Origin of the sequence: Pseudomonas sp. TH07 (assembly GCF_016651285.1) — a bacterium.
Classification (GTDB): domain Bacteria; phylum Pseudomonadota; class Gammaproteobacteria; order Pseudomonadales; family Pseudomonadaceae; genus Aquipseudomonas.
In genome coordinates, this window is sequence record NZ_JAEKED010000001.1 from 4,569,736 (window position 1) to 4,594,212 (window position 24,477).

General features: G+C 63.7%; 25 protein-coding genes. 16 read left to right on the top strand and 9 right to left on the bottom strand.

Going from position 1 to position 24,477, the window contains the following annotated elements; translation table 11 throughout:
• The first annotated feature begins 124 nt into the window (after positions 1 to 124).
• The gene (locus tag JFU57_RS21275; protein ID WP_201130682.1) at positions 125 to 460 is read left to right on the top strand and encodes a hypothetical protein; all 336 of its coding nucleotides are present in this window, start codon (positions 125 to 127) and stop codon (positions 458 to 460) included.
• On the opposite strand, the gene JFU57_RS21280 is transcribed toward JFU57_RS21275, so the two are convergent.
• Positions 461 to 784, bottom strand: coding sequence for a hypothetical protein (locus JFU57_RS21280; RefSeq protein WP_201130683.1), 324 nt, complete (start codon positions 782 to 784; stop codon positions 461 to 463). It lies immediately after the preceding gene.
• Between the two features lie 59 nt (positions 785 to 843).
• Positions 844 to 1,275: an SPOR domain-containing protein gene (locus tag JFU57_RS21285; RefSeq protein WP_201130684.1), complete on the bottom strand. Its 432-nt coding sequence runs from the start codon at positions 1,273 to 1,275 to the stop codon at positions 844 to 846.
• Positions 1,276 to 1,635: 360 nt separating this feature from the next.
• Here JFU57_RS21285 and fabV point away from each other — a divergent pair, with 360 nt between their 5' ends.
• The 6 genes from fabV (at position 1,636) to JFU57_RS21315 (ending at position 8,865) form a co-directional block, all read left to right on the top strand.
• Positions 1,636 to 2,832: an enoyl-ACP reductase FabV gene (gene fabV, locus JFU57_RS21290; protein ID WP_020298331.1), complete on the top strand. Its 1,197-nt coding sequence runs from the start codon at positions 1,636 to 1,638 to the stop codon at positions 2,830 to 2,832.
• 268 nt (positions 2,833 to 3,100) lie between these two features.
• Positions 3,101 to 3,799: an AzlC family ABC transporter permease gene (locus tag JFU57_RS21295; RefSeq protein ID WP_078471365.1), complete on the top strand. Its 699-nt coding sequence runs from the start codon at positions 3,101 to 3,103 to the stop codon at positions 3,797 to 3,799.
• Entirely contained in the window at positions 3,799 to 4,110 is a 312-nt protein-coding gene (locus JFU57_RS21300; RefSeq protein WP_020298333.1) for an AzlD domain-containing protein, read from the top strand. The genes JFU57_RS21295 and JFU57_RS21300 overlap by 1 nt, the downstream gene beginning before the upstream one ends.
• A gap of 53 nt (positions 4,111 to 4,163) precedes the next feature.
• Positions 4,164 to 5,153: an SMI1/KNR4 family protein gene (locus tag JFU57_RS21305; RefSeq protein ID WP_201130685.1), complete on the top strand. Its 990-nt coding sequence runs from the start codon at positions 4,164 to 4,166 to the stop codon at positions 5,151 to 5,153.
• Entirely contained in the window at positions 5,150 to 6,109 is a 960-nt protein-coding gene (locus tag JFU57_RS21310; protein WP_201130686.1) for an NUDIX domain-containing protein, read from the top strand. Before JFU57_RS21305 ends, JFU57_RS21310 begins: the two co-directional genes overlap by 4 nt.
• Before the next feature lie 179 nt (positions 6,110 to 6,288).
• Complete coding sequence (locus JFU57_RS21315) at positions 6,289 to 8,865, top strand: bifunctional diguanylate cyclase/phosphodiesterase (protein ID WP_201130687.1); 2,577 nt, start codon at positions 6,289 to 6,291, stop codon at positions 8,863 to 8,865.
• Between the two features lie 3 nt (positions 8,866 to 8,868).
• Here the strand turns inward: JFU57_RS21315 and JFU57_RS21320 are convergent, their stop codons facing one another.
• Positions 8,869 to 10,281: a DUF2252 domain-containing protein gene (locus JFU57_RS21320; protein ID WP_201130688.1), complete on the bottom strand. Its 1,413-nt coding sequence runs from the start codon at positions 10,279 to 10,281 to the stop codon at positions 8,869 to 8,871.
• Positions 10,282 to 10,442: 161 nt separating this feature from the next.
• Positions 10,443 to 11,000, bottom strand: coding sequence for a hypothetical protein (locus JFU57_RS21325; RefSeq protein WP_238596156.1), 558 nt, complete (start codon positions 10,998 to 11,000; stop codon positions 10,443 to 10,445).
• Positions 11,001 to 11,215: 215 nt separating this feature from the next.
• Here JFU57_RS21325 and JFU57_RS21330 point away from each other — a divergent pair, with 215 nt between their 5' ends.
• Positions 11,216 to 12,142 carry a pyridoxal-phosphate dependent enzyme gene (locus JFU57_RS21330; protein ID WP_201130689.1) on the top strand — a complete coding sequence of 309 codons (927 nt, stop codon included), beginning with the start codon at positions 11,216 to 11,218 and terminating at the stop codon, positions 12,140 to 12,142.
• Here the strand turns inward: JFU57_RS21330 and JFU57_RS21335 are convergent.
• Together JFU57_RS21335 and JFU57_RS21340 are read right to left on the bottom strand one after the other, a co-directional pair.
• On the bottom strand, positions 12,136 to 12,951 hold the full coding sequence (locus JFU57_RS21335) for an AraC family transcriptional regulator (RefSeq protein ID WP_078471358.1): 816 nt from the start codon (positions 12,949 to 12,951) through the stop codon (positions 12,136 to 12,138). The two genes, JFU57_RS21330 and JFU57_RS21335, sit on opposite strands and share 7 nt — an antisense overlap.
• 100 nt (positions 12,952 to 13,051) lie before the next feature.
• Positions 13,052 to 13,453 (bottom strand): hypothetical protein, encoded by a 402-nt coding sequence (locus JFU57_RS21340; protein WP_078471357.1) that lies wholly within the window; start codon positions 13,451 to 13,453, stop codon positions 13,052 to 13,054.
• A 124-nt stretch (positions 13,454 to 13,577) separates the two neighbouring features.
• On the opposite strand from JFU57_RS21340, the gene JFU57_RS21345 reads away from it, so the two are divergent.
• Positions 13,578 to 14,366, top strand: coding sequence for a DeoR/GlpR family DNA-binding transcription regulator (locus JFU57_RS21345; protein ID WP_201130690.1), 789 nt, complete (start codon positions 13,578 to 13,580; stop codon positions 14,364 to 14,366).
• A 71-nt stretch (positions 14,367 to 14,437) separates the two neighbouring features.
• Positions 14,438 to 16,558, top strand: coding sequence for a hypothetical protein (locus JFU57_RS21350; protein ID WP_201130691.1), 2,121 nt, complete (start codon positions 14,438 to 14,440; stop codon positions 16,556 to 16,558).
• On the opposite strand, the gene JFU57_RS21355 is transcribed toward JFU57_RS21350, so the two are convergent.
• Complete coding sequence (locus JFU57_RS21355) at positions 16,555 to 17,427, bottom strand: LysR substrate-binding domain-containing protein (protein ID WP_201130692.1); 873 nt, start codon at positions 17,425 to 17,427, stop codon at positions 16,555 to 16,557. The genes JFU57_RS21350 and JFU57_RS21355 overlap by 4 nt on opposite strands.
• 107 nt (positions 17,428 to 17,534) lie before the next feature.
• On the opposite strand from JFU57_RS21355, the gene JFU57_RS21360 reads away from it, so the two are divergent.
• Together JFU57_RS21360 and JFU57_RS21365 are read left to right on the top strand one after the other, a co-directional pair.
• Complete coding sequence (locus tag JFU57_RS21360) at positions 17,535 to 17,894, top strand: carboxymuconolactone decarboxylase family protein (protein WP_421547043.1); 360 nt, start codon at positions 17,535 to 17,537, stop codon at positions 17,892 to 17,894.
• A gap of 5 nt (positions 17,895 to 17,899) precedes the next feature.
• Positions 17,900 to 18,277: a tautomerase family protein gene (locus tag JFU57_RS21365; protein ID WP_201130693.1), complete on the top strand. Its 378-nt coding sequence runs from the start codon at positions 17,900 to 17,902 to the stop codon at positions 18,275 to 18,277.
• 74 nt (positions 18,278 to 18,351) lie between these two features.
• On the opposite strand, the gene JFU57_RS33295 is transcribed toward JFU57_RS21365, so the two are convergent.
• Together JFU57_RS33295 and JFU57_RS21375 are read right to left on the bottom strand one after the other, a co-directional pair.
• A complete protein-coding gene (locus tag JFU57_RS33295; RefSeq protein ID WP_242487432.1) occupies positions 18,352 to 19,365 on the bottom strand; it encodes a hypothetical protein in 1,014 nt (337 codons plus the stop codon).
• A 34-nt stretch (positions 19,366 to 19,399) separates the two neighbouring features.
• Complete coding sequence (locus JFU57_RS21375) at positions 19,400 to 20,182, bottom strand: fimbrial biogenesis chaperone (protein WP_201130694.1); 783 nt, start codon at positions 20,180 to 20,182, stop codon at positions 19,400 to 19,402.
• A 430-nt stretch (positions 20,183 to 20,612) separates the two neighbouring features.
• On the opposite strand from JFU57_RS21375, the gene JFU57_RS21380 reads away from it, so the two are divergent.
• The 4 genes from JFU57_RS21380 to JFU57_RS21395 are packed head-to-tail and all read left to right on the top strand — an operon-like array spanning position 20,613 to position 24,465.
• Complete coding sequence (locus JFU57_RS21380) at positions 20,613 to 21,698, top strand: methyl-accepting chemotaxis protein (protein WP_201130695.1); 1,086 nt, start codon at positions 20,613 to 20,615, stop codon at positions 21,696 to 21,698.
• Positions 21,699 to 21,740: 42 nt separating this feature from the next.
• Positions 21,741 to 22,106, top strand: a complete 366-nt coding sequence (locus JFU57_RS21385; RefSeq protein ID WP_020294535.1) for a response regulator — start codon at positions 21,741 to 21,743, stop codon at positions 22,104 to 22,106.
• 4 nt (positions 22,107 to 22,110) lie between these two features.
• Entirely contained in the window at positions 22,111 to 22,428 is a 318-nt protein-coding gene (locus JFU57_RS21390; RefSeq protein ID WP_078471350.1) for an STAS domain-containing protein, read from the top strand.
• Positions 22,429 to 22,431: 3 nt separating this feature from the next.
• Positions 22,432 to 24,465 (top strand): chemotaxis protein CheA, encoded by a 2,034-nt coding sequence (locus JFU57_RS21395; protein WP_201130696.1) that lies wholly within the window; start codon positions 22,432 to 22,434, stop codon positions 24,463 to 24,465.
• Positions 24,466 to 24,477 lie beyond the last annotated feature (12 nt).

Consider the following 24,477-nt stretch of genomic DNA (forward strand, 5'->3'; position numbering starts at 1 on the left):
AAACGGGAAGACATAGTAGCGAATCCCACACCTACGGACGAGGGATTGTGCCGTGCCGCTGAGGTTTTTTCAGGGGCCAGGTTATGATCCCCAACCCCTGAAATTGTTCCGAGGACCTGCCCCCATGTGCACCCCGCAAAACTACTGCAACGGCCGCCTGCGCGTCAGCCTGGAACCTCGGGAAATGCGCATGAGCCACTGGCTGTATGGGCCCAAGGTCGAGGACCTGAGCCAGGGCCGGGTGCTGCTGGATCTGAGCGCCGGGCAATGGGACTTGCTGGCGGCGGATGAGTCGGCATTGGGCCTCGATCTGCGCCTGCGCAAGTACCCCGGGGATCGCCGGGAAGTGACCCTGAACATTCACCTGGCCGACCTGAGCCTGTGGCTCGATGGCCAGGCGGTCGCCGAGGCTGAGCTGGAGGCGGCGCTGGATGCCGCCCTCGACCGACCCCAGGGCTAGTCAGCCCGTGGCCGCCTCGATCAGTTGCGCATAGGCCTGGGCTTCCAGTTCGCCGCTGCCGCTGATGGCTTCGCCGGTTTCGTTGTACAGCGCAAAGTCATGCTGTTCGTCGCCGATGCTGGCGGCGCCGTCCAGGCCCAGCAACAGGCTGTACAACTGGTCGGTCAAGGCGCCATCAATCACCGCCAGGACCTGGGCCTTCTGGTGCGCTGTCAGCGCGAGGGCCTGCAACTGCTGGCCGACCTGAGTCTGGTCGTCGTGCAGGCTGTGCAGGTAGTGGTCTTTTTGCTTTTTGCAGTTGGCGACCAGGGTCTTGGCATCCATCGGCGAGGGCTCCTTGTGCTAGCAAGTACGAGGCTGAGGTAGGGGGGAGGTGAGCAAGTTCAGGCGTCTTCCCGAGGCAGGGTTCCCAGCAGTTCGCGGGCGCCAAAAATCGCCGGGCCGCTGACGAACACGCGAAACCGCGGGTCGTCGGGGCCGCCGTAGGGAATCCGGTCCTGGGTGGGATTGAGTCCCGCCGCGTGCAGCTCGGCATACAACTGGTCGGCCCGGGCCTGGCTGCGGAAAAAACCGACGCAGTGGTTGTGGGGCAATTCCAGTATCAGTTGCAGAAAGTAGCGACAGGCCTGGTCTTCATCCTTGGACACATACTCGGGCGGCTCCGCCTGGCCGCGTTCGGTGTAGAACACGCGCCATTGCGGGCCGTGCTTGACCAGGCAGAAGGCGTCGGAGGCGCCCCGGTCGGAGCCAATGCTGTACGAGCGTGGGTTGCAGCCGGCGTCATGCAGCAGTTTTGCCAGTACTTGGGTATCCATGACGCGAGTGTTTTCCTTGGGCTTCATTCGGGGCTGACGCGGGCAAGGCGCGTCAGGCGGGCCATTGTGGCCAATCCGCGATCGGCTCGATAGCCCGGCGTGCTTCGGGATTTTCGCGCGCGGCACCCCGTGGGCGCAGGGTAACTGGTAGAGTTTCGCCGCTTGCGGCTACGCAATCCGGGTCCGGGGCACTAGAATCCCCGGGTTGTACCCACCGTGATCAGTTGAATAACGAGTCTAAATTGGCTGCATTGCCAATCTCGCCGTGACGCGAAGGCGTTCCGAGCGTCTATGAACTTGAACTCGTGACACTGCTACAGCCCGTATTGGCTCTTGGCATATTGAATTTGGAGATTGTGTATGGTCATCAAACCCCGCGTTCGCGGCTTTATCTGTGTGACGACCCACCCGGTCGGCTGCGAGGCCAACGTCAAGCAACAGATCGACTACGTCACTGAACAGGGCGCCATCGACGCTGGGCCAAAGAACGTACTGGTGCTCGGCGCATCCACCGGCTACGGCCTGGCGGCGCGGATTACCGCGGCCTTCGGTTGCGGCGCCAACACCCTGGGGGTGTTCTTCGAGCGCGGCAGCGTTGACGGCAAGCTCGGCACCGCCGGCTGGTACAACACCGCCGCTTTCCACAAATTTGCCGAAGAAAAAGGCCTGTACGCCAAGAGCATCAACGGTGATGCGTTCTCCGATGCGGTCAAGGCCGAGACCATCGAGACCATCAAGCGTGACCTGGGCAAGATCGACCTGGTGGTCTACAGCCTGGCTGCGCCGCGCCGTACCCACCCGAAAACCGGCGAAGTCCTGAGCTCGACCCTCAAGCCGCTGGGCAAGTCGGTGACCCTGCGCGGTGTGGACACCGACAAGGAAATCGTCAAGGAAACCACGCTGCAGCCTGCGACCCAGGAAGAAATCGACGGCACTATCGCGGTCATGGGTGGCGAAGACTGGCAGATGTGGATTGACGCGCTGCACGACGCCGGCGTGCTGGCCGAAGGCGCGAAAACCACCGCCTTCACCTACCTGGGCGAGAAGCTGACCCACGACATCTACTGGAACGGTTCCATTGGCGAAGCCAAGAAGGACCTGGACCACAAGGTCATCGGCATGCGCAAGCAACTGGCAGACCTGCACGGCGACGCCCGCGTATCGGTGCTCAAGGCCGTGGTGACCCAGGCCAGCTCGGCGATCCCGATCATGCCGCTGTACCTGTCGCTGCTGTTCAAAGTCATGAAAGAGCAGGGCAGTCACGAAGGTTGCATCGAACAGGTTTACGGTCTGTATAAAAACAGCCTCTACGCCGAGACTCCGGTGATCGACCAGGAAGGCCGCCTGCGTGCCGACTACAAGGAACTGGAGCCGCAAGTCCAGGACCGGGTCAAGGCGCTGTGGGACCAGGTCACCAGCGAAAACCTCTACGAAATGACCGACTTTGTCGGCTACAAGCAAGAGTTCCTGCGCCTGTTCGGGTTCGAGATCCCGGGTGTCGACTACGAAGCCGACGTCGATCCGGACGTGAAGATCGCCAATCTGGTGCAAATGTAAGCCGCACCGTCTTGCGCGTGACCCCCAACGCCCCTCCCTCGTGAGGGGCGTTGTCATTTGTGGCCGTTGCCTTAACCGGGTTGCCCATGACACCCCACGGCGCCCTTGAGGGCCAAGCAGCGACACGCGTTTTTTGTAGCCGCTGCCGCAGGCAGCGCTGGTCCGACACCGGCGGCGTCCGCCATCACGCGTAAATGCGCAAGATTGTTCAAGCCAATAGCCTCCGGGGCTGGCACAGTCGCTGTCCATTTAGGGAATGCAGGGTTCTATGTCCAGCCAGCTTTTGCCGCGCGCCGCCTTTGTGCGCGGTGCCATTGCCATCATTCCGCTGTCCCTGGCGACCGCGCCCTGGGGGCTGCTCGCCGGGTCCATGGCCATCGAGGCCAATCTCACGCCGCTGCAAGGGCAGGGGCTGTCGGGCATCGTGTTTGCCGGTGCCGCGCAATTGGTGGCGATCGGCATGCTCAAGGGCGGTGCGGGGATTTTCTCGATTCTGCTGACCACCTTGCTCCTGACCTCCCAGCACTTGCTCTACGGCATGAGCCTGCGTTCGGTGATTTCGCCCTTGCCGGGGCGCTGGCGCATGGGGCTGGGCTTTTTGCTTACCGACGAGTTGTTCGCCCTGATCAGCGCCCATGACCGGGAGCAGTTCAACCGCTGGTACGCCCTGGGCGTGGGCCTGACCTTTTACGTGGCCTGGAACCTGTTCACCCTGGCCGGCATCGTCCTCGGCAAGAGCATTCCCGGGCTGGAACACCTGGGCCTGGACTTTTCCATCGCCGCGACCTTTATCGCCCTGATCACGCCCCTGGTACGCAACGTGCCGACCGTGGTCTGTGTCGCCGTCTCGCTGTTCTGCTCGGTGCTCTTCAGCTACTGGCAGTGGGGGTCGGCGCTGGTTCTGTCGGGGCTGGCGGGCATGACCGCAGGCTTTATCTGCAACAAGCTGTATCGGGAGCGCACATGATGGTCTGGGCAGTGATTTTCGGCATGGGGTTCCTGGTCTTCCTCAACCGCTACGTGTTTCTCGAACCGCGCCTGCCACTGCGCCTGGGCAGCAACGCCCGGCAGTTTCTCGGCTTTGCCGTACCGGGCATGCTGACCGCGATCTGCGGGCCGATCGTGTTCATGCCCGACCACCAGTTGAACCTGCAATGGCACAACCCGTACCTGCTCAGCTCGCTGGTGGCCATCGCGCTGGTGGTTTTCACTCGCAACACCTTGCTCAGCATGTTGTTGAGCATGGCGTTCTTTTTTCTGCTGCGCTGGTGGATGTGAAGAGCGGTTGAGGTAGCCTTGGCGCCTGCCTTTTACCGCAAGGGATGCACTGGATGAGCGAGCTGCTGCACGATATCGACCTGGCGAGTTTCTGGGAGCCGAACACAAGCGGCGACAGCCATGACCAGCCTCCGGACGATCAGCTGATCGCCGAGCTGGAACAGGCCCTGGGCTACCGCCTGCCGGCGTCCTATATCGCCTTTATGAAACGCCACAATGGCGGCCGGCCCCAACTGAGCTGCTTCCCCACCGAGGAGTGGACGTCCTGGGCCGAGGACCATTGCGCCATCGACAGCTTCCTCAGCATCGGCCGCCGCCAGCGCTCGTCGTTGGGGGGTGAGCACGGCAGCCGGTTCATGATCGAGGAGTGGGGCTACCCGGACCTCGGCGTCTACATCTGCAACTGCCCCTCGGCCGGGCACGACATGATCGCCCTCGACTACCGCGAGTGCGGCCCGCAAGGTGAGCCGCAGGTGGTGCACGTCGATCAGGAAGGCGATTACCAGGTGACGGTCCTCGCCCGCAACTTCGAGGTATTCGTCCGTGGCCTGGTGGCGCCCGAGGTCTATGACACCTCGGAGCAGGACTATCTCGATGACCGGCTGAAGGTCTGCGAGGCGCCGTTTTCCGAGGTGCTGGGCGAATTGATCAGGCATTTCCACGGGCTGCCCGACACCGGCGCGGCGATCCGCCGGGTGGCGTTGCAGATCGTCGAGCAGAAACGTTACTTCGCCCTGCACGCCGACCCCTTGTCGCAGCTGCTGTACGACCTGCAGTTCTGGCTCTACCAGAGTCGGCATCCGGTGCAGACCCAGGAGCAATACCTGGCCATCTACAGCGAGATGATCGCCTTCGGCAAAGGCTTCGGCACCGGCGGTTATGCCCCCGGGTTTATCACCGACTGGTGGGCCGCCCGGGTTGAGGGCGGGCAACTGCGCCAGGGCGATGCAGGTTTTGCCCTGACCCAGGCTCATATCAACCGCATGCTCGAGCAGTTGGCAGAGGTGCCGAGCCATACCGACCTGAACAAGGACCTTGCATGAGTCAGCCCCGGGTACAGATCACCGACGAACAGTTGCTCTCGGACAACTGGTACATCCTCAAGAAGTACAGTTTCAACCTGCAGCGCCGCGACGGCAGCTGGCAGGCGCAGACCCGCGAGGTGTATGACCGCGGCAATGGCGCGACCATCCTCCTGTACAACCTGGCGCAGCGCACCGTGCTCCTGACCCGCCAGTTCCGCATGCCGGCGTTCGTCAATGAGCACAGCGGGTTTCTGATCGAGGCGGCGGCCGGGTTGCTGGACAACGCCAGCCCCGAGCAGCGGATCCGCCAGGAGGCCGAGGAAGAGACCGGCTACCGGGTGCAGGCGGTGGAAAAAATCTTCCAGGCCTTCATGAGCCCGGGCTCGGTCACCGAGCGTATCCACTTCTTCATCGGCCAGTACCAGGCCCGGGACCGCATCGGCGACGGCGGTGGACTGGAGGAGGAGGGCGAGGACATCGAAGTCCTGGAACTGGGCTTCGAGCAGGCCCTTGCCATGGTCAAGTCCGGCGAGATCGTCGATGGCAAGACCATCATGCTCTTGCAGTATCTGGAGCTGCACCTGATGGCGCCGCGCAGCCTGATGATCCTGGTCGCCGGCCCGTACCGCGCCGGCACCGACGATGACCCGGCACGCCTGGCGGCCAACGTCGAGGCCATGGAACAATGCGCCGCCGACCTGCTCAAGGCCGGGCATTTTCCCGTGCTGGGGGAGTGGGTGGCGTTGCCCATGACCCGTTTGGCGGGTTCCCGCGCGGTGGGCGACGAACTGTACAACGCCCATTTCCACGCTTACGCCGAAGGCCTGTTGCAACGCTGCGACGCGGTGCTGCGCATCGGTGGCGCCTCGGCGGGCGCCGACCGTATGGTGGCCCATGGTGAGCAGTTGGGTTTGCCGATCTACCGTGGGCTGGAGCAGGTCCCGCCATTCGTGGCGGCCACCGCAGAGGCCTGACCCTCATCTTCGCCGGGCTCCGGACGCAAGACCGGGCGTCGGCCAGGGTGGGTCGTGGCCGGGTTTCTGCAATTTGCACACTGGCTCGCGGAAAAAACTGTCTATCGTCAAAGGGCAGGTGAGAGCAGCACCGGGGTCGCCGAGGTTGGCGGCGGTGTCGCGCTCGCACCCGGAGGATTATGGACAATCTCAGCGTCGACCCCGAGCAACGACCCGCGACCCGGACCTCCAACCTGTCCCTGACCCGTGCCACGCTGCTGGGCTGTTCGTTACTGTTGCTGGCGATCTTTCTGCTCACCAGCGGCCTGCTGATCTATATCGCCCTGGGCCAGAACCGCGAGGCCGAGGCGCACAACCGTTTCGATATCGACAAGGCGCTGCAGGTTTTCGATAAATCCGCGCGTTCCACGGTCAAGGACTATGCCTTCTGGGGCGACGCCTACCGACACTTGCACCAGAGCGTCGATACCGACTGGGCATTTGGCCGGCAGAACCTGGGGTCGACGCTGTTCAGCGACCTGGGTTTTGACGGCGTGTTCGTGCTCGACCCAAGCAATCGCCCGGTGTATTCGCTGATCGAGGGCCGGTTGCAGACCGCCGCTCCACCGGATTGGCTCCGCGATATCCCACCGCAGTTGCTGGAGCGCGCACGCCAGAGTGCGTCCAGCGATGAAGCGACGAGTCGCTTTGTCGACCTGCAAGGCACCCCGGCCCTGATGGCTGCCGCGGCCCTGACCCCAGGCACCGATCCAACGGTCGAGGCCGACAACGGGCCGGCCTCGGTGCTGGTGTTCGTCGCGCGCCTGGGGCCTGAGCGCCTGGCGGCCCTGGGTCAGGATTTTGGTGTCGAGCAGTTGCATGTCGGCGGTACGCAGGCCGACCTGCCCGCGCTGCGCCTGCCCGACGCCGCCGGGGTGCTGCAATGGGTGCCGGCGCGGCCCGGGCAGCAGTTGCTGGTGCTGGTTTTGCCGCTGCTCGGCATCGCCGGGCTGGTGTTTGCCCTGATGACCGCCTTCATCCTGCGCCGGGCCACGGCGGCGGCCCGGGCCATGGATGCCCACTACAACTCGTTGCAGGCCAGCCGCTGGGCATTGGCGGCCAGCGAGGAGCGCTTTCGCGATGTGGCCGAGGCGGCTTCCGACTGGATCTGGGAACTCGACGGGCAACTGCGTTTTACCTACCTCTCCGAGCGCTTTGAAACCATCACCGGCCTGTCCCGCACCACCTGCCTGGGGCGTCCGGTGGATGAGGTGCTGACCTCCGACCAGGGGCCCTTGTCGCAATGGTTCAAGGACCATGCGCGGCGGGCCAATGCCATCGTCCAGTGCAACTACTTCGCGGGGGATGGCCAGCCACGGATCTGCCGCCTGTCGGTGCGCGAGATGGAGGGCCGGGGCTATCGCGGCACCGCCAGCGACATCACCGAAGAAGTCGAGGCCCGCAGGCGCATCGAATACCTGTCCCAGCACGATGCCTTGACCGGCCTGGCCAACCGCTCGCGGATGCAGGAGTTCATCGAGGGCAAGCTCAAGGCCACGCCGACCCTGGAGGAACCGCTGCTGATGCTGAGCATCGACCTCGATCGCTTCAAACCGGTCAACGACCTGCTCGGGCATGCCGCCGGGGATCTGGTGCTGAACCAGGTCTCCCAGCGCCTGCAACAGTGCCTGCGCAGCGACGACCTGGTGGCACGCATCGGCGGCGACGAGTTTGTGCTGGTGGTGGCCGGCATGCGTTCCCAGGACGAAGTCGAGAGCCTGTGCCGGCGCCTGATCGAACGCATCGAGGAGCCGTTCCAGATCGCCGAGCACGAAGTGTTTATCAGCGCCAGCATCGGCATCGCCATGGCCCCGGCCGACGCCATCCTGGCCGAGGAGCTGCTGCGCTACGCCGATATCGCGCTGTATGAAGCCAAGGACGCCGGGCGCGCCACCTGGCGCTTTTACGCCGGTGACATGAACGCGCGGATCATCGAGCGCCGCCAGCTCGAAAGCGACCTGCGCCACGCGATCAAGCATGGCGAGCTGCGCCTGGACTTCCAACCGCGCTACCGCATCGAGGGCCAGCGGCTGGCCGGGGCCGAGGCGCTGGTGCGCTGGCAGCATCCGCAGCGCGGGCTGCTGGGGCCGGATCGGTTTATCCATATCGCCGAGGAAACCGGCTTGATCCTGCCCCTGAGCAACTGGGTGCTGCAGCACGCCTGCGAGGCGGCGGCGAGTTGGCCGGAAGAGGTGATGATCTCGGTCAACCTGTCGCCCACCGAATTCCAGCGCGGGCACCTGGTGGCGCGGGTCAAGGCGGTGCTGGCCGAGACCGGGCTGAACCCGGCGCGCCTGGAGCTGGAGCTGACCGAAAGCGTGATGCTCGACGATGCCCAGGGTGCGCTGGTCATCATGCAGGGCCTCAAGGCCCTGGGGGTGCGGCTGCTGATGGACGATTTCGGCACTGGCTACTCGTCCCTGAGTTACCTGCGCTCGTTCCCGTTCGATGGCCTGAAGATCGATCGCAGTTTCGTCGGTGGCCTGACCGCCAGCGGCGGCGACCATTCGATCATCCAGGCGATTGTCGGCCTCGGCCGCGCGCTGTCGCTGACGGTCACCGCCGAGGGCGTGGAAACCATCGACCAGTTGCAGGCGCTGGGCGCCATCCGTTGTGACGAGGCCCAGGGGTTCTACCTCAACCAGCCGATGGATGCCCAGGCCATCAAGGCCCTGCTGGGCGCCCGGGACCCGGCCGCAGACACCACACCCAGCTGAGGTTCAAGGCAGATGGTCGGCGGCAAAGTCCGCCTCTGAACGCGCCTGCAAACGGCCCTTGCGACAGGCTTGCTGGAAGCGTTCGAAGTCGCGCTCGTTTTGCGTGGCATAGGCCTTGGCGTACTGCCACAGGGCCTCGGCCAGGGTCTCGCTCTTGCCGATGTAGCCGCTGATCAGCGGCGCCTGCCCCGAGGCCTTGGCGTGGGCCCGAGCCAGGGCCCGGCCGCAGATCCGCGCGTAGGCGCCGAAGGTTTCGGCGTCGAAGGTTTCCAGTTCCGCCGAGACCTTCATGTCGCGCAGTTGGCGCACGTAGAAATGCCGGCCATTGGGCCCGGTGGTCCAGCCCAGGAACAGGTCGCTGGCCGACTGCATCAGGCGCTGGCCCTCGACCACGCGCTGGCCGTTATGACTGGGGCGCGATTTGCCGCGCACGTAGCCGGCCAGCACCGAACGCCGGGCTTCCTTGAATTGCAGGAACAGCGGCCGCTCCTGGTCGTCGGTCAGCAGCGACACCAGGCAGCGGGTGCCGACGCTGCCCACGCCCACCACCTTGAACGCCAGGTCGCGAGCCTTGAAGCGCGCCAGCAGGTCGCGCCGGTCGGCCTGCAAGGTGCCGCGATAGTCGCGCATCAAGGTCTCGTACAGCGGCCGCCAGTCCCCCAGGCGCATCCAGTCATCGTCAGCGTCAAGCAGGGTGGTGTTCTTGTGCAGGTGGAAGATTTCCGGCAGATCGTCGCGAATCCGCAGGCGGCCACGGGCATTGCGCTCGCTGATCTTGGGCAGCAGCTCGGCGTGGGTGCGCCGCTCGGCCTTGTCCATGGCGCGTTGCACGTGCTCCAGGGTGGCGCGGTTGGACTGCGCCTGTTCCAGCAGGTCTTCATAGGTCAGGGCGTCGTACCAGATATCCAGCGCGCTTTCCCCGGCGCAGTTGGCCATGCTGCGCTGGTAGGCGCCCACCAGTTGCCGGCACAGTTCTTCCTCGACCGCTTCGCCGTGGCGCAGGTCGCGGGCGGCGATCAGAAAACTCGCCACCAGGCGCTTGAGGTCCCACTCCCAGGGCCCGGGGTGGACTTCATCGAAGTCGTTGACGCTGAACAGCAGGTTGCGTTCCGGGGTGGCGAAACCGCCGAAATTCATCAGGTGGCAATCGCCGCAGATGGTCGAGGACAGCCCCATGTCGGGGGTGGTGGAAAGGTCATGGGCCTGGAGCAGGGCATTGCCGCGATAAAAGGTGAAGGGCGAGACCAGCATGCGCCCGTAGCGCAACTCCACCAGCGAGCGCACCCGGCCCTGGCTTGAGGCTTCGATCAGTGGCAGCGGGTCGCGCTTGATCTTGCCGGGGGCGGCCTGGCTGCTGCGCGGGCATTGCTTGCGGGCTTGCTTGCCGAGTTTCAGACGGTCGTCGACGCTGCTCATGGGGGCGGGTTTCCGGGGGCGGGGCAGTTGCCGCTTGGCAGCGCGCCGAGGGCCGACGGCCTTCGGCATCGCTGATAACGGCGGGAGGTTGGATGAAACGCTAGCAGGAATCCGCCGCTTGGCCAGGGCCCCGCGTTGCCCCAGGCGCGACGGGCCAGGGCTTAGCGCGATGGCAGGTCGCGGCGGTAAATCGTCAACTCGTTATTGCTGGCCAGGACCAGGATCGTGCCGCAGGGAGAAAAGCCGAAGGCGCGCATTTCCCGTTCGATCGCCAGTTTGTGCATGACGCCAGGCCGGTCGTGGAGGTTGCCGTACAGCCAGGAGCCCGGCTCCACCAGAAGCAGATGCTGTTCCGGCCAGCACAGGGTCACGCTTTCGACCATCCAGCCATCGCTGGTGCCCAGCAACAGGCCACCGCCGTTGATGCCGCTCATGCGCAGGGTCTTGCCGGCCAGCGGGCCGATGCCTGGGGTTTCCAGGTGCAGGTCGCTGTCGAAACCTTCGCGGTAGTCGCGGGCGATTTTCTCCCCGCTGTGGCAGTCGATCACGCTGCGCCCTGCGCTGGACGTCACCAGCAGCAACGGCAGGTCGCGGTCGAAACCCACTTCCAGCAGACTGCCGGCGGCCATCTCGGTGACGAGCTTCCAGGGCAGCGGCGCGGGGCTGAGCGGCATCTGCGCGACCTTGTGGCGTATGGCATCGAGGGAGTCTTGGGGCATATCGAATAGTCCGCTGGGCAAGAGGGCGATGGTGGTGGCCGGCGCCGGGCCGGTTAGGGGAGCCGGCGCGGGTCAGGGCACCCCGGGGGGCGAAAGCAAGGCCGCCCATGCATTTACCAGACTCGGGGCCGGGCCTGCAATTTTTTACAAGCCGGGGGCGGTATCGACTCAGTAGCCTGGGGGTCTATTTCCTGCTGTCAAAAAAGGCTGATCCGATGCTGCATATCCGCACCCCGTTGATTCTTCACCCCGGCCTTTCGAGCCCGACCCGGCGCATCTGGCTCAAGCTGGAAAACCTGCAACCCAGCGGCTCGTTCAAGATGCGCGGCATGGGCCTGATGTGCAGCCAGGCGGCGGAGCAGGGCAAGCGTCGGGTGATCTGTGCCTCGGGTGGCAATGCCGGGCTGGCCACGGCCGTGGCGGCCACCCGCCTGGGCCTGGGCGCCTGCATCGTGGTGCCCGATACCACCTCGCCGATGACCCGGCAACGGATCGCCGCCATCGGCGCCGAAGTGATCGTCCACGGCTCGGTCTGGGACCAGTCCAACCAACTGGCCCTGGAGCTGGCCGAAGACCCGCACAGCCAGTACGTGCCGGCCTTCGATCACCCGATCCTGTGGCAGGGGCACAGCAGCATGGTCGATGAAATCCTCGAAGACTGCCCCCAGGTCGACACCCTGGTCGCCTCGGTGGGCGGTGGTGGCCTGCTTGCCGGGTTGCTCACCGGGCTCAAGCGCCATGGCCGCACCGATTGCCGCATCGTCGCCTGTGAAACCCAAGGCGCGGCGTCCTTTGCCGCAGCGCTCGCGGCCGGGCATCCGGTGCAGCTGGATGAGGTCAAGACTGTCGCCAGCACCCTGGCCGCACGCCAGGTGGCACTCGGGCCGGTGCAGATGATCGCTGAGTTCCAGCACCGCAGCGTGGTGCTGTCGGATGCCGAGGCGATCATGGGCGTGGTGCGCTACGCCGATGATCTGCGGCAATTGGTCGAACCCTCCTGCGGCGTGTCGCTGGCGGTGGCCTACCTCGATCACCCGGCCCTGGCCGAAGCCCGGGATGTGGTGATTGTGGTGTGCGGCGGGGTGAGTATCAGCGCGCAGCAGGTTGTCGACTGGCAGGTGCCTGCCGCCACCCATCAGTAATCCGACGGCGCGACCTTGTAGGCCAGCTTGAACGCCCGGTTGAAGTGGCTCTGGTCGTAAAAACCGACCTCGGCCGCGACCTGGGCGATGCTCTGGCGCCCGCTGGCGAGCAAGCGGCAGGCGCTTTCCAGGCGCAGCCGCAGCAGCCAGGCGTAGGGCGTGATGCCGGTGGTCTTGGAAAACCGCCGCAGAAACTGAAAGCGGCTCAGCCCGCAGAGACCGGCCAGGTCCTCCAGGCTGATCTTCTGCGCCAGGTGCGCGTGGCAGAAATCCAGCAGCGTGGCCCATTGTCGGTGGCCGAGTTTTTCATCGATCGCCTCCGGCTTGACGCTCTGGGAGTGCTCCAGCAGTGACTTGACCAGGTGCAGTAATTGCTCATCGGTGGCCAGGGCCGACATCGATGAGTTGCCCGCCAGGCTCTGGTGCACCAGGGCCAACTGCTGCCACCACTGGGGCGCGCGAATCAGCGCCGGCCGCAGGTGCAGCGGCTGATCGTCGCCACTGATGTCCCGGACCATGGCCGTCATCAACTCGGCGCTGATGCGAAATGTCTTCAGGGTGTGAATCGCGCCACTGGCGGTATCGCCCGCGCCGTCGTGGATTTCGTGGGCCGGCATGAACGACACCGAACCCCGCTCCAGGCACGCCGACGTGCCGCGATAACCAATCTTCTCCATGCCCCGGGTCACCAGGCCGACGTGAAAGTCGAGGTGGAAGTGGCGCTTGAAACAAAAACCGCCGAGGTCGGCTTCACCCAGCACCAGCCCCGGGGTTTGCGTGACCTGATGGTATTGAACGCGGCCTGGCATGGGGGACTCTGGGGTTTTCTCGGGGCGGGGGAGCGATCATAAACCAGCCGGGGCAGGGCGCGACACCAGCAGATTACGGAGTGCAAGGCAGGGTTTGAAATTACGCGTCACGCAGCAAGTCGCGAGAGTTGAGGAGTTCGTAGGCGATTTCCGGGTTTTTTTCCAGGCCGCGGCGAATGGCGGCGGGGATTGACTGGCGGGTCTTGCGGCACAGGCCCGGCAGCTCGTCGATATGGATGCCGATGCCGCGCATGCTGCGCACCTCGTTGAAGCCCGGGGCGATCTCCAGGCGGATGCCCAATTGCTCGTAGAGCCGGCGTTGCAGGAACTCGAGGTCTTGCAGGCTCTTGAGGTTTTCCAGGCGCTCGAGCAGGCGCTTTTCTTCCTGGCGGGTCAGGCCGAGGATGCGCAGGTCCGCCTCGGGTTGGTCGAGCAGGCGCTCGCGCTCGCAGATGCAGGCACCGGGTGGGCAGGGTTGACGGAGCGGGGGAATGGGCGTCATGGGCCCAATCATAGCCACCTGTTATCGGCTTTGCCCATGGGCAGCGGAGAAAGCCCCGACGACGCATTGTGCTCGGCCCCGGGTTTGGCTAATCTCGCGCAAACCCGCATAAGCAGGCACAAACATGCACAGTGAACATTCCCTCGCCGAACTGCCTTCCCTGCGTCGGCAGAAAATCCTGCTGCTGCTCGAACGCGACGGCAAGGTCATGGCCGCGCAGTTGAGCCAGCATTTCGCCGTGTCCGAAGACACCATCCGCCGCGACCTGGCTGAACTGGCCAGCGCCGGCCTGGTGCAGCGGGTGCATGGCGGCGCGCTGCCGCGTCCGCGGGACACCGGCAAGGACTACCTGACGCGCATGGGGGAAGTCAGCGAGATCAAGCGTCAGCTGGCGCAACACGCGGCGCGACGGGTGGAGGATGGGCAGATCGTGCTGTTCGATTCCGGCACCACCACCCTGATGATCGCCCAGTCCCTGGCGCCCCGGCTGACGATCACCGCTGTCACTGCTTCACCGATGATCGCCATGACCCTGGCCGAACATAGCGGGATCAAAGTGATTCTTGCCGGCGGCCAGCTCAACCCGATTACCATGGCGGCCACCGGGCACGAGGCCCTGCGGCTGATCCAGGGCATCAAGGCCGACCTGCTGTTCACCGGGGTCTGCGCGATCCACCCCCAGGTCGGTATCAGCACGTTGCATTTCGATGAGCTGCCGCTCAAGCAGGCCATGCTCGACAGTGCGTCCCAGGTCATCGCGGTCACCACCGCCGACAAACTGGGTGCCGTCGAGCCCTTTGTCGTCGCGCCCTGCAACCGACTGCACAGCATGATCACCGAGCGCTACCTGGCCTCGGGTGATATCGAGGCGTATCGGCAGCAGGGGATCGAGGTGCTGCAGGTGGATGGCTGAGGGCGTGGCGGTGGAGCCTGGCAGGGCGGTACTCGGGGTCAGCGGATCAAACAGGCAGGGAGCGGGTCAACGTGGTGGCTGACGGCAAGAAATACGCAAGTCCCCAGGCAACGGGCGGCGCGGGAAACAGCTTTGAACATCGGGTCCAGGCCTATTACCTGTTGCTGCTGATAAATGGCCATCCGACCGGCCTGGGCCTTGGGCCGCTGGTGCAGATTCAGTTCCAGAGCCAGATGTCCGGTCTGGCCACCGATGACATCATCTGCACCCATCAGCTTGGAGATACCCGGACCCGGGTCTATATGCAGTGCAAGATCACCTTGCATGCCCGGGCCTCCGATAGCGCTTTCTGCAAGGCGCTGACCGGAGCCTGGGGCGACTTCGCGGGGGGCAGTGATAGCGACGGTGGGTCTTTCACCCGCGGCGTCGATCGGCTGGTGGTGGTCTGTGATCCGGCGACCTCGAGCGAGTCCATGAAAGACGCCGCGCACGTGACCGAACTGGCAAGAGCCTCCGTCGGTGCACAGGATTTCGCGCACAAGTGCACGTACAAAAAAACCAGCAAGATGCTGGACACCATCAGGACCGTGGTCATGCCGCAGGCCCAGGGCGGCGAAGAGGAAGCCACGCAGCTCTGGGCGTTCTTGAAGTCGCTGTGGTTTTACCGTCACGACCTGAACGCCGAAGGCTCAGTGGAAAACAGCGCCATTATGGCGATGATTGCCGGCCACTTCGGCACTAAGCCATCGCCCACATTTATCTGGGCGAGGTTGGTGTTGCTGGCGACGCAATTGAATCGCAATGGCGCAACCGTGGACCGACAGACGATCCTGGAGCATCTCGGCCCCGAGCTGGCCACCCGCACCGAGCCTGACCCAGGCCGGGTGAACGTGCGTGCGGCCAGCCCGTTCCTGCTTCCATCCAGCGCTGGTCTGCCGGGGATTGCGCGCTTCCCATTCAATTCGCCGCTCCAGGCTTTCGAGAAAATACCCGAGCTTCAGGGGTTCGATTTCCATGGGGTGACCACCGAGCCGGTGTCGGCCTTGCTGGCATTGCGCGGGCTGAGGGTGCGCGCCTATTTCGAAGAGGACCGCATCAGCGCGTCCCGGGTGTTCCAGGACGCTTTGCGGCGCAGCCTCTGGGCGCTGGACAGCATGGCCGGCAGTTTTGATGACAAAGCCTGCCTGGCGTTGTTTGTGCTGCTCAATGCCGACAATCCGCAGTTGCAGTATCAGGCGGTGTTGTGGGCGCGGGGTTATCGGATCAGCGACCTGAAAGCGTCGAACGAGGTGGTGGAGTCTCTTGAGAAAGTCGATTTCTACTTCAATCGCGGCGTTTTCGGTCGGGAGTGGCGGTTGCAGGATGCCGAAAGAGCCAGGGTGATCCGGTCTGGGGTTCATAGCCTGCGCTTTCCTGATATTGACCGTGAGCTGCAAGCCAAGTTTTTCAGGGCTATGACCGGACAACCCGAGCCACCTGAGTGTGAGGACCCGCAGGAGTTGGACCGCTTCTGGTCCATGCGCTGGAATGCATTCGATCTCGGCTACGACTATCGCCATCCTGAGCACCACACCGCCTCCCAGGCAGGGATTGCCGGGGTCGTCACATTCGAGGCCCTGATGCGGGTGGTGCAGGGTGGTTGCGTCAGTGAAGCCCTGGGGTGTTACGAACTGTGCACGTCGGAACTGACGTTTGATCGCTTGCTCAGTGCCCGGGTCGATCTGGCGGCCCACGTAGCCAGGGGCATGCAGCGTTTGTCGGGCAATGACTCCCTGGTGCTGGCCGAACTGGACAAACTGCTGGGGGCCTGTCTACCCGGTGCCGAAGCGAGCCTGTCCAGGGGCCGCTTGACGGTATTGCCCGTGCCAAGGGAGTTCCGATTGTTAGCCGATGAGGTGTTTGACCTGGACTTCGAAAACATCAGCCTGCTGCCGGCGTTCGAAGAACAAGCCCGGGCCGCCCATGGGGCCACCCGCAGCGAGCAACTGGAGTTCGTGGCGGAGTCGGTCAGGCATCGCCCGCCGTACACCGCGCCCTATACCCTGATGGGCAGCGGCAGCCTGTATGCCGACCTGATCCTGGCCAGGATGTTGCGCAGCAAGTTGTTCGCCAACAGCCGCAGCGAAGGCGAGGCGGCCAATATGCATGGGCTTGGGGTCGAGCAGTTGCGCATCACCAAGGTCTTTGATTAGTCCACGGCCTGGCGTTCCAGGCTGGCGGCAATCAGCGTCGCCAATTGCTCGACCTCCGGCGCCGGCCGTTGCTGCGCGCGGTGCAGCCTGTAGCCCAGGGTCGGCAGCGGCGGCAGGCCGTCGAGAACCTGCAGATGAGCGGGAAGGCCGATGCGGGTGCGCAGGGTGACGCCCAGCCCGGCGCTGACGGCGGCCCACAGGCCGCTGACGCTGGGGCTGGTCAGGGCGATGCGCCAGGGGATGCGGGCCTGGTCCAGGGCCTGGGTCGCGGCGCTGCGCAGCACGCAGGGTGCATCGAACATCACCAGGGGTAATGGCGACTCCTGTGATGCCGGCAGTTCGGGCAGTTCCCGAGTACCGATCCAGTGCATTTGCGCGGCGCCCAGGGGCTGGCAGTGGGCCGTGCGTGCTCCGCTGTCCCAGGCCAGAGCCAGGTCCAGGCGGGCGCTGTCGACCAGGCTCAGCAGTTCGGTGTTGCGGGCGATGCGCACCTCCAGGGTGACCCGAGGATGGACCTTGGCAAAACGCCGCAGTACATCGCTGAGCAGGTGTTCGCCGAAGTCCTCCTGCAACCCCAGGCGCACGCTGCCTTCGATCTGCGTGGCCTGCAGGTCGGCGAAAATATCGTCATTGAGCTGCAACAGATGCCGGGCCTGACCGAGCAGGCTTTCGCCCACCGGTGTCAGCACCAGGCCACGGCCGGATTTCATCAGCACCGGGCTGCCGACCTGCTCTTCGAGTTTTTTCAGTTGGGCGCTGACGGCCGAGGTCGAGCGGCCGAGGCGGTCGGCGGCTTTGGCGAAGCTGTTGAGCTCGGTGCCGGTGACGAAGGTGCGCAATACATCGAGATCAAAGGTCGGGCGGCGCATGGGATAGTCCAGTAAATCGGGATTGTTGATCTTGAGTAATCTGATATTAGGGATGATCCTGGCTTGATAGTTTGCCTTCGTCAAATTCAATTTCAGGAGTGCCAACCATGAGTTTCGCAATGAGCCCGACCTCAACAGATCGACCTGCGCCAACATTCACCGGGAAGTTCGCCGAACTGACCCAGGACCTATTGTTTGGTGATATCTGGCAGCGCCCCGAGCTGTCGCCACGGGAGCGCAGCCTGGTGACGGTGGCGGCGTTGGTGGCGCTGTATCGGCTGGAGCAGTTGCCCTTTCATCTGCAGCGGGCGCGTGACAACGGTGTGAGCACGGCGCAGTTGAGCGAAGTGATCACCCACTTGGCGTTCTACTCCGGTTGGCCAACAGCGGCTTCGGCCTTGATGCTGCTGGAACAGGCCGCTGGCGAGCAGCAGCCTGTCCCGCAACCCGCCGCAGAACAGGAGTAAGGCCCATGCCATTCGCCCGTATCTCCCTGCATCGGGGCAAATCCCGGGACTACCTGCAACGCCTGTCCGAAGGCGTGCATCAGGCCTTGGTGGAGGCGTTCGAGGTGCCGCCAGACGACTGCTTTCAGGTGATCCACCAACATGAAGCAGGCGAGTTGATTTTCAATGCGCACTACCTGGGCGGACCGCGCACTGACGATTACCTGCTGATTGTGATCACCGCTGGCCGGCCTCGCACGGGCGATACCAAGCGGCGTTTTTACCGGGCGTTGGTCGAGCGCCTGGAGCAATCCCTGGGGCTGGACCCGGAGGATGTGATGGTGGTGATCAGCAGCACCGAGGCACAGGATTGGTCCTTTGCCGGTGGGCGTGGCAACGAGTGACATGGCCAAGCCCCTTGAACAAAGGGGTGCTTTCATTGGCCGTAGGTGTGCTGGATAGGCGCATTGCAAACAGCCTAACGATGGAAGAATTCCATGATCACCCCGCCGGTGAACGTACCGATCCTGGGTTTGTCGGTGCGCCAGATCAAGTTGGCTTCCAGGTCCTGACTACGAGATATGTCCTTGCTGGCGTCGAACATGGGTGATTCCCGGTTGAAAGGGATGCGAATGCCGTTTCTGCGCAGTTCGAAGGCTACCGAGTTGAAGGGCTTGTTATTCACGTCATGGGGGATAAGCAGGTCTTCGCCGGGGCTGATGGTGCTGAAGTTGGCAGGCTTCATATAGGTGCTCATGCTGAAGACGGTGTCGTCGTTACAGCGCCTGGTGGCAGTAAGAGTCAGTTTGCGGTGGCTGGCCACTTTGTTGGGAGTGGCTTGCCCACTGTAGAGGGTTCCGAAGTCGATGTTTTGAGTGGAGAAGCTTACCGTGGCCGGGCACAGAATATAGTTGATGAGGTTCATGTTGCGTACAGTCAGGCTGTAACTTTTTCTAGGGTCCGTCATCCCCGGGCTGTCGCCGCTTATCTGGAATGCCTTGTAGTTTATAAGTTGGGTGATGGGGCCGCTGCTATTGGTGCCGGGTGCGCTCTTTTTTACGAGGAACAGACTGTAAGTCATCGGCACATCATATTCGTGGCAGCCATCGCCCCCGGTATTGCAGTTAATTTTTACATTGGTGTTTATCCGGCAGCCTTGTGTCTGGGAACACCGATAGTCCGTCCCGTTGTAGTTGACCCCCATCTCGACATGTGGGCCCAGGCTGCTGTTACTCGTATCGTCAGGGCTAAGCTTGAGCATTACGTACTGCCATGAGTCGTTTGTGTCCAATCTGCACTTAAGGGTCAGCGAAGTACTGGTGGAGCGCCAAAGAATGGTGCCCGCTGCTGCTTCATTGGGCACGCTGATGGTATTGGGTATGTCGGTATATGCCTGGGTAATACCGTTCGAAGCACAATTCATTGTCGCCTGGCTATTCTCTATAAAGCCGAACAGCAACAGTGTGATCAATAGTAGTTTTAATGGGTTCATGTATAAGCGCCGGTTTCCAGGTTTATTCTCTGGCTCAAGGTTTGACCTCGCCATGGCTACTGCTGCTTGACAGCCTTGCTCGCTGTTCCTTGGAGCTGCCGCCGTCGCTGATGGCCTGGTAGTCGACGCTGGTTGGGGGCTGCTTGCAGTCCAGGGCCAGGGTCTGCTCGGAAAAGGGCGCGAGCATCAGGTGGATCGTGGGCGGTGCACAGGGTTGGTGACGAGCATCGAGGGGCTCGATGTCGGTGAAGGTCACGTGATAAGGCGAAGGGTTGGCCAGCAGGGCCTTGGGTGACCCTTGTTCGGTCAGCAGTTTCCAGCTCACTTCGGCCGCAGCCCTGGCCGGATTCCTTTCCAGCGGCGGCCGGTAGAACACCTTGAAGTGATGCAGCGGTGCAATCTGCAATTGGTTGGTCCCGCTCTCCGCAGCGTCGGGCAGTTTGAGTACATCGAGCAGCAGGTAAGTCTCGCGGTCATCGGGCAGCCCGTGGCCCTGATAAAAGATTTCGATGGATTTGCGTTGCCCGGGTTGGATCAGCAGCAAGGGGTTGGAGATCGCCAGCGGGATGTTCCGGGTGTCTCGCTTATCGCCCCAGTTGAGGCTCAGTTGCATCAGTGCCGGCTCCTTGCCCAGGTTGACGATGTTGACCGGCCAGCGCTGTTGGCGGCCATCGAGAATCAGGCGGGTGCGGCCATCGTTGAACGACAGGTCGGCCTGGACGGTGGGGGGCAGCACCAGTGCGCAAACCAATGCGGCAGCCCGTAACAGACTAGCCAGGGTTGGGTTCAGGTGGCGGTTGGTCAATGGGCGCGTCATGGGGGCGGTAGTCTGCGAATTAGGCGTGTGTTTAACCTGATTAAGCGGTTGGCCGCGTCTTACAAGGTGTGTTTGTAGCGGCGGGCAGGCTAGGTTTTCCTTTGCGCGATGGATATAGGAACAGTCCTAATTGCACAGGCGGGCCCGGCTGCTCGTGGGGTGTCGCGCGGCCGAGTGCAGGCCAAAACCTGCGGCGCCCTTAAGGCGATTCCCTAAGCGGCGACAGTTTTTTGTACGCGGTTTTTTTGGCGCGAGCGGCAAGCGCTTTGGGCTGGACCGATCCGGGCATGGGCGGCGGAATTTTTATGCCCTGGAAGCGTCATGTGCCCAGCAGCCGGGCTGCTGAATGGATTAAGGGTTATCCTTATGTTGATCTCAATGTGCCATCGGTACTATCTGCGCACTTCGACGGGTGCAGTGGATGCCGACAATGCGGATTTATCTAGGGGTTTGGTTGGGGCTCGCGCTCAGTGTCACAGGGCTGATCCTGGCCTCGCCTACGCTTACGATAGCTGCTCTTGTCTTCAGCGCCCTGTTGCTGATTGGTCTGCGCCCGGTGCCACGGCCGTTGTCGCCAGCGACCGAACCGCTGATCGAAGTCGTCGCCGATAACGCCGCGTCACCGTTGCAGAACCTGGTGCAGGCCATTGCTCCCAGCTGGCACGAGAGCCTCGGCCGCAGCCGGGAATTATTGCACTCCAATATCACCGAGCTGTTCCACAGCTTCCACAATATCGCCGCACGCCTGGACGGCAGCCTGAGCAGTTCCGAAGGCGTGCTCGGCAGCGGCGGGGTGGGCGAAAGCCTGCGCGACGCTAACCAGCGGCTGCACGAAGTCAGCGCTTCGTTTCAGGCCAGCAGCCAGCGTCAACAGGAACTGCTCGGCACCATCAGCCACCTCGACACCTACACCAGCCAGTTGCAGCAGATGGCCAAGCGGGTCCAGGACATTGCCAGCCAGACCAACCTTCTGGCCCTCAACGCGGCCATCGAAGCCGCCCGCGCCGGGGAATATGGGCGGGGCTTTTCGGTGGTGGCCGATGAGGTGCGCAAGCTGTCCACGCTGTCGGCGGAAACCGGGCAGGGGATGGACGCCAAGGTCGGTGAAATCAACCACGCGATCCAGGACACGATTGCCGCCGCGGCCGAGCTGGGCAACAGCGAGCAGAGCAACCTGGACTTCCTTAACCGCTCGGTAAGCGACGTCATGGCACGCCTGGGCGACAACCTCAATCAGCTGTCCGACGTCTCCGGGGCGTTGCAGCGCGAGGCTAGGGATACCCAGCACGACATCCAGGCGATCATGGTCAACCTGCAGTTCCAGGACCGCACCGACCAGATGCTCGACCACGTACAGCTGGACCTGCGGCAACTGCTGGCGGCCATCGACCAGGATGACCCGAGTCTGCACGACCCCAAGGCCTGGCTCGAACGCCAGCGCCAGCGATTTACCACCCATGAAGAGCGTCACGGCCAGTCCCAGGGCGCGGCTGTGAACGAGGTGACGTTTTTCTAGGGCCCCGACTTTCAAGCGTTTTCATTTCCCAAGGAGCGGCATATGGCCAAGACAATTCTGATCGTCGACGACTCGCTGTCGATGCGCCAACTGGTAAAGATGAGCCTCACCGGGGCCGGGCATGAGGTGATCGAGGCCTGCGATGGGCGCGATGCCCTGAGCAAGCTGGATGGGCGCAAGGTCAACCTGATCATCAGCGACGTGAACATGCCCAACCTCGACGGCATCGGCCTGGTGAAGGCGGTCAAGGCGCGCAATGAATACCGCTTCACGCCGATCATCATGCTCACCACCGAAAGCGAGCAGGCGAAGAAGGCCGAAGGCCAGGCGGCCGGCGCCAGGGCCTGGATCGTCAAGCCGTTCCAGCCCCAGCAGTTGCTGGCGGCGGTCGACAAGTTGCTGGGTTGAGCCGGTGTTCACGCTGACGCCCTCGGCCTTCGACGGCCCGGCCCGGTTACAGGTGGCCGGCGACCTGACTATCTACCAGGTGGCCGAGGCCCGGGAAGCGCTCCTGCAGTTGCTGCCCTTCGACGCCCCGGCCTGGCAGCTGGACCTGAGTGCGATCGAAGAATTCGACAGCGCCGGCGTGCAGTTGCTGCTGGTGCTGCAACGCAACCTGTCGAGCAACGGCAGCCCGGTCAGCGTGGTCGGCTGCGCGCCGCAGGTGCATGAGCTGATCGAGCTGCTGCGCCTGGAAACCCTGTACCCCGCAGCACCAACCGAGGATTGAGCGATGCTCAGTGGCGACCAGTGGAACCAGTTGCTCCAGGGTTTTCTCAGCGAAGGGCGCGACCTGCTCAAGGACGCTGAAGACAGCCTGCTGTGCCTGGAAAGCGCCCCGCAGGATGACGCGGCGATCAACAGCCTGTTTCGCGCCGTGCATACGCTCAAGGGCTCGGCGGGGATCTTCTCGCTGACGCCCCTGGTCAACCTGACCCATCACCTGGAAAGCCTGCTGATGTCGGTGCGTGACGGCCAGCGCCAACTGACGCCGGCCCTGACCTCGCTGATGCTCAGTTGCATGGATGAGCTCACTGCCATGATCGAGCGAGTCGACCCCGACAGCGGCCTGCTCGACACCGACCAGGGGCAGCAGGCGATCCTGCTGGCGGCCTTGGCCGAAGCCCAGGACCTGGCCCCCCACAGCCCTTCGTTGGAGCAAGCCGACGAGCCCGGCATGGCCCTGGCTGAAGCCGAGGGCGACGCGGTGCTGTGGCAGATCTCCATCGGCTTTGCCCAGGACCTGTTGCGCAATGGCTTCGACCCGGCGGCGTTTTTGCGCTACCTCAAGCGCCTGGGGGACATCGTCACCCTGCAGACCCTGACCCGGCAGTTGCCGGACCTGCACAGCTTCGATCCCGAGAGCTGTTACCTGGGCCTGGAGCTGACCTTGCGCAGCACCGCGAGCGAGGCGCAGATCCGCGAGGTGTTCCAGTTTATCGAGGACTTCTGCAGCCTGGGCATCGTGCCCCTCGAACCGCTGCCAGCCGCCGCAGAACCGGCCGTGGCACCTGTCGCGCCGCCACTGGCCGCGCCCGCCATGACCGTGTCCAATCGCGAGCGCCGGCCCCAGGACACCGCCCTGGTAAAGGTTGCGGCGCACAAGCTCGATGAGTTGATCAACCTGGTGGGGGAGCTGGTGATCAGCACTGCCGGCGCGCAGATGCAGGCCCGGCGCAATGGCGACCCGGCCTGCATCGAAAGCACCCAGGCGCTGTTCCAATACGTGGAGCAGATCCGCGACAGCGCGCTGAAGCTGCGCATGGTCGAGGTCGGCGAGACCTTCAATCGGTTTCACCGCGTGGTGCGCGATGTCAGCCAGGAGCTGGAAAAAAAGATCCAGCTGAGCATCCGCGGCGGCGAGACCGAGCTGGACAAGTCGGTGATCGACAAAATCGCCGACCCCCTGACCCATCTGGTGCGCAACGCCATCGACCACGGCATCGAAACCCCCGAGGAACGCCTGGCGCTGGGCAAGCCTGCCGAGGGCAAGTTGAGCCTCAACGCCTATCACGACTCGGGGATGATCGTGCTGGAAATCAGCGACGACGGACGCGGCCTGAACACTGCACGCATCCTCGAAAAAGCCGTGGCCAGGGGCATGGTCGAGGTCGACGCGCAACTGAGCGAGCAGCAGATCCACCTGCTGATTTTCGAAGCCGGATTCTCCACCGCCGAACAGGTGTCCAACCTCTCCGGACGCGGCGTGGGCATGGACGTGGTGCGCAGCGCCATCGACCAGTTGCGCGGGGTCATCGAGATCGACTCCAGCGCCGGCCAGGGCTGCACCTTTCGTGTGCGCCTGCCGCTGACGCTGGCGATCATCGACGGCTTTCTGGTGGGGGTGGGCGACGACAGTTTCGTGATTCCGCTGGACATGGTCACCGAATGCATGGAAGCCAGCGACAGCGCCTTCGAGGGCGGTTACGGCTACCTCGACCTGCGCGGCAAACCCTTGCCCTGTATCGCCCTGGACCGCCATTTCGGCCTGCCCGACAGTGGCGTGCGGCGGCGCAATATCGTGGTGGTCAGCCAGGGCCGGCAACAGGCCGGGCTGATCGTCGACCACCTGCAGGGCGAGCTGCAGACGGTGATCAAGCCCCTGGGCCAGATGTTTCGCCACCTGCGCGGCATCAGCGGCTCGACCATTCTCGGCTCCGGTCATGTGGCGCTGATTCTTGATATCCCCAGCCTCTTTCGACACCTGCAAACCCGCATCGACGGGGCCCCGCGGCCGGCACTCGGCCTTGCAGAAACCCTTGCCTAGCCTTTCAGGAGA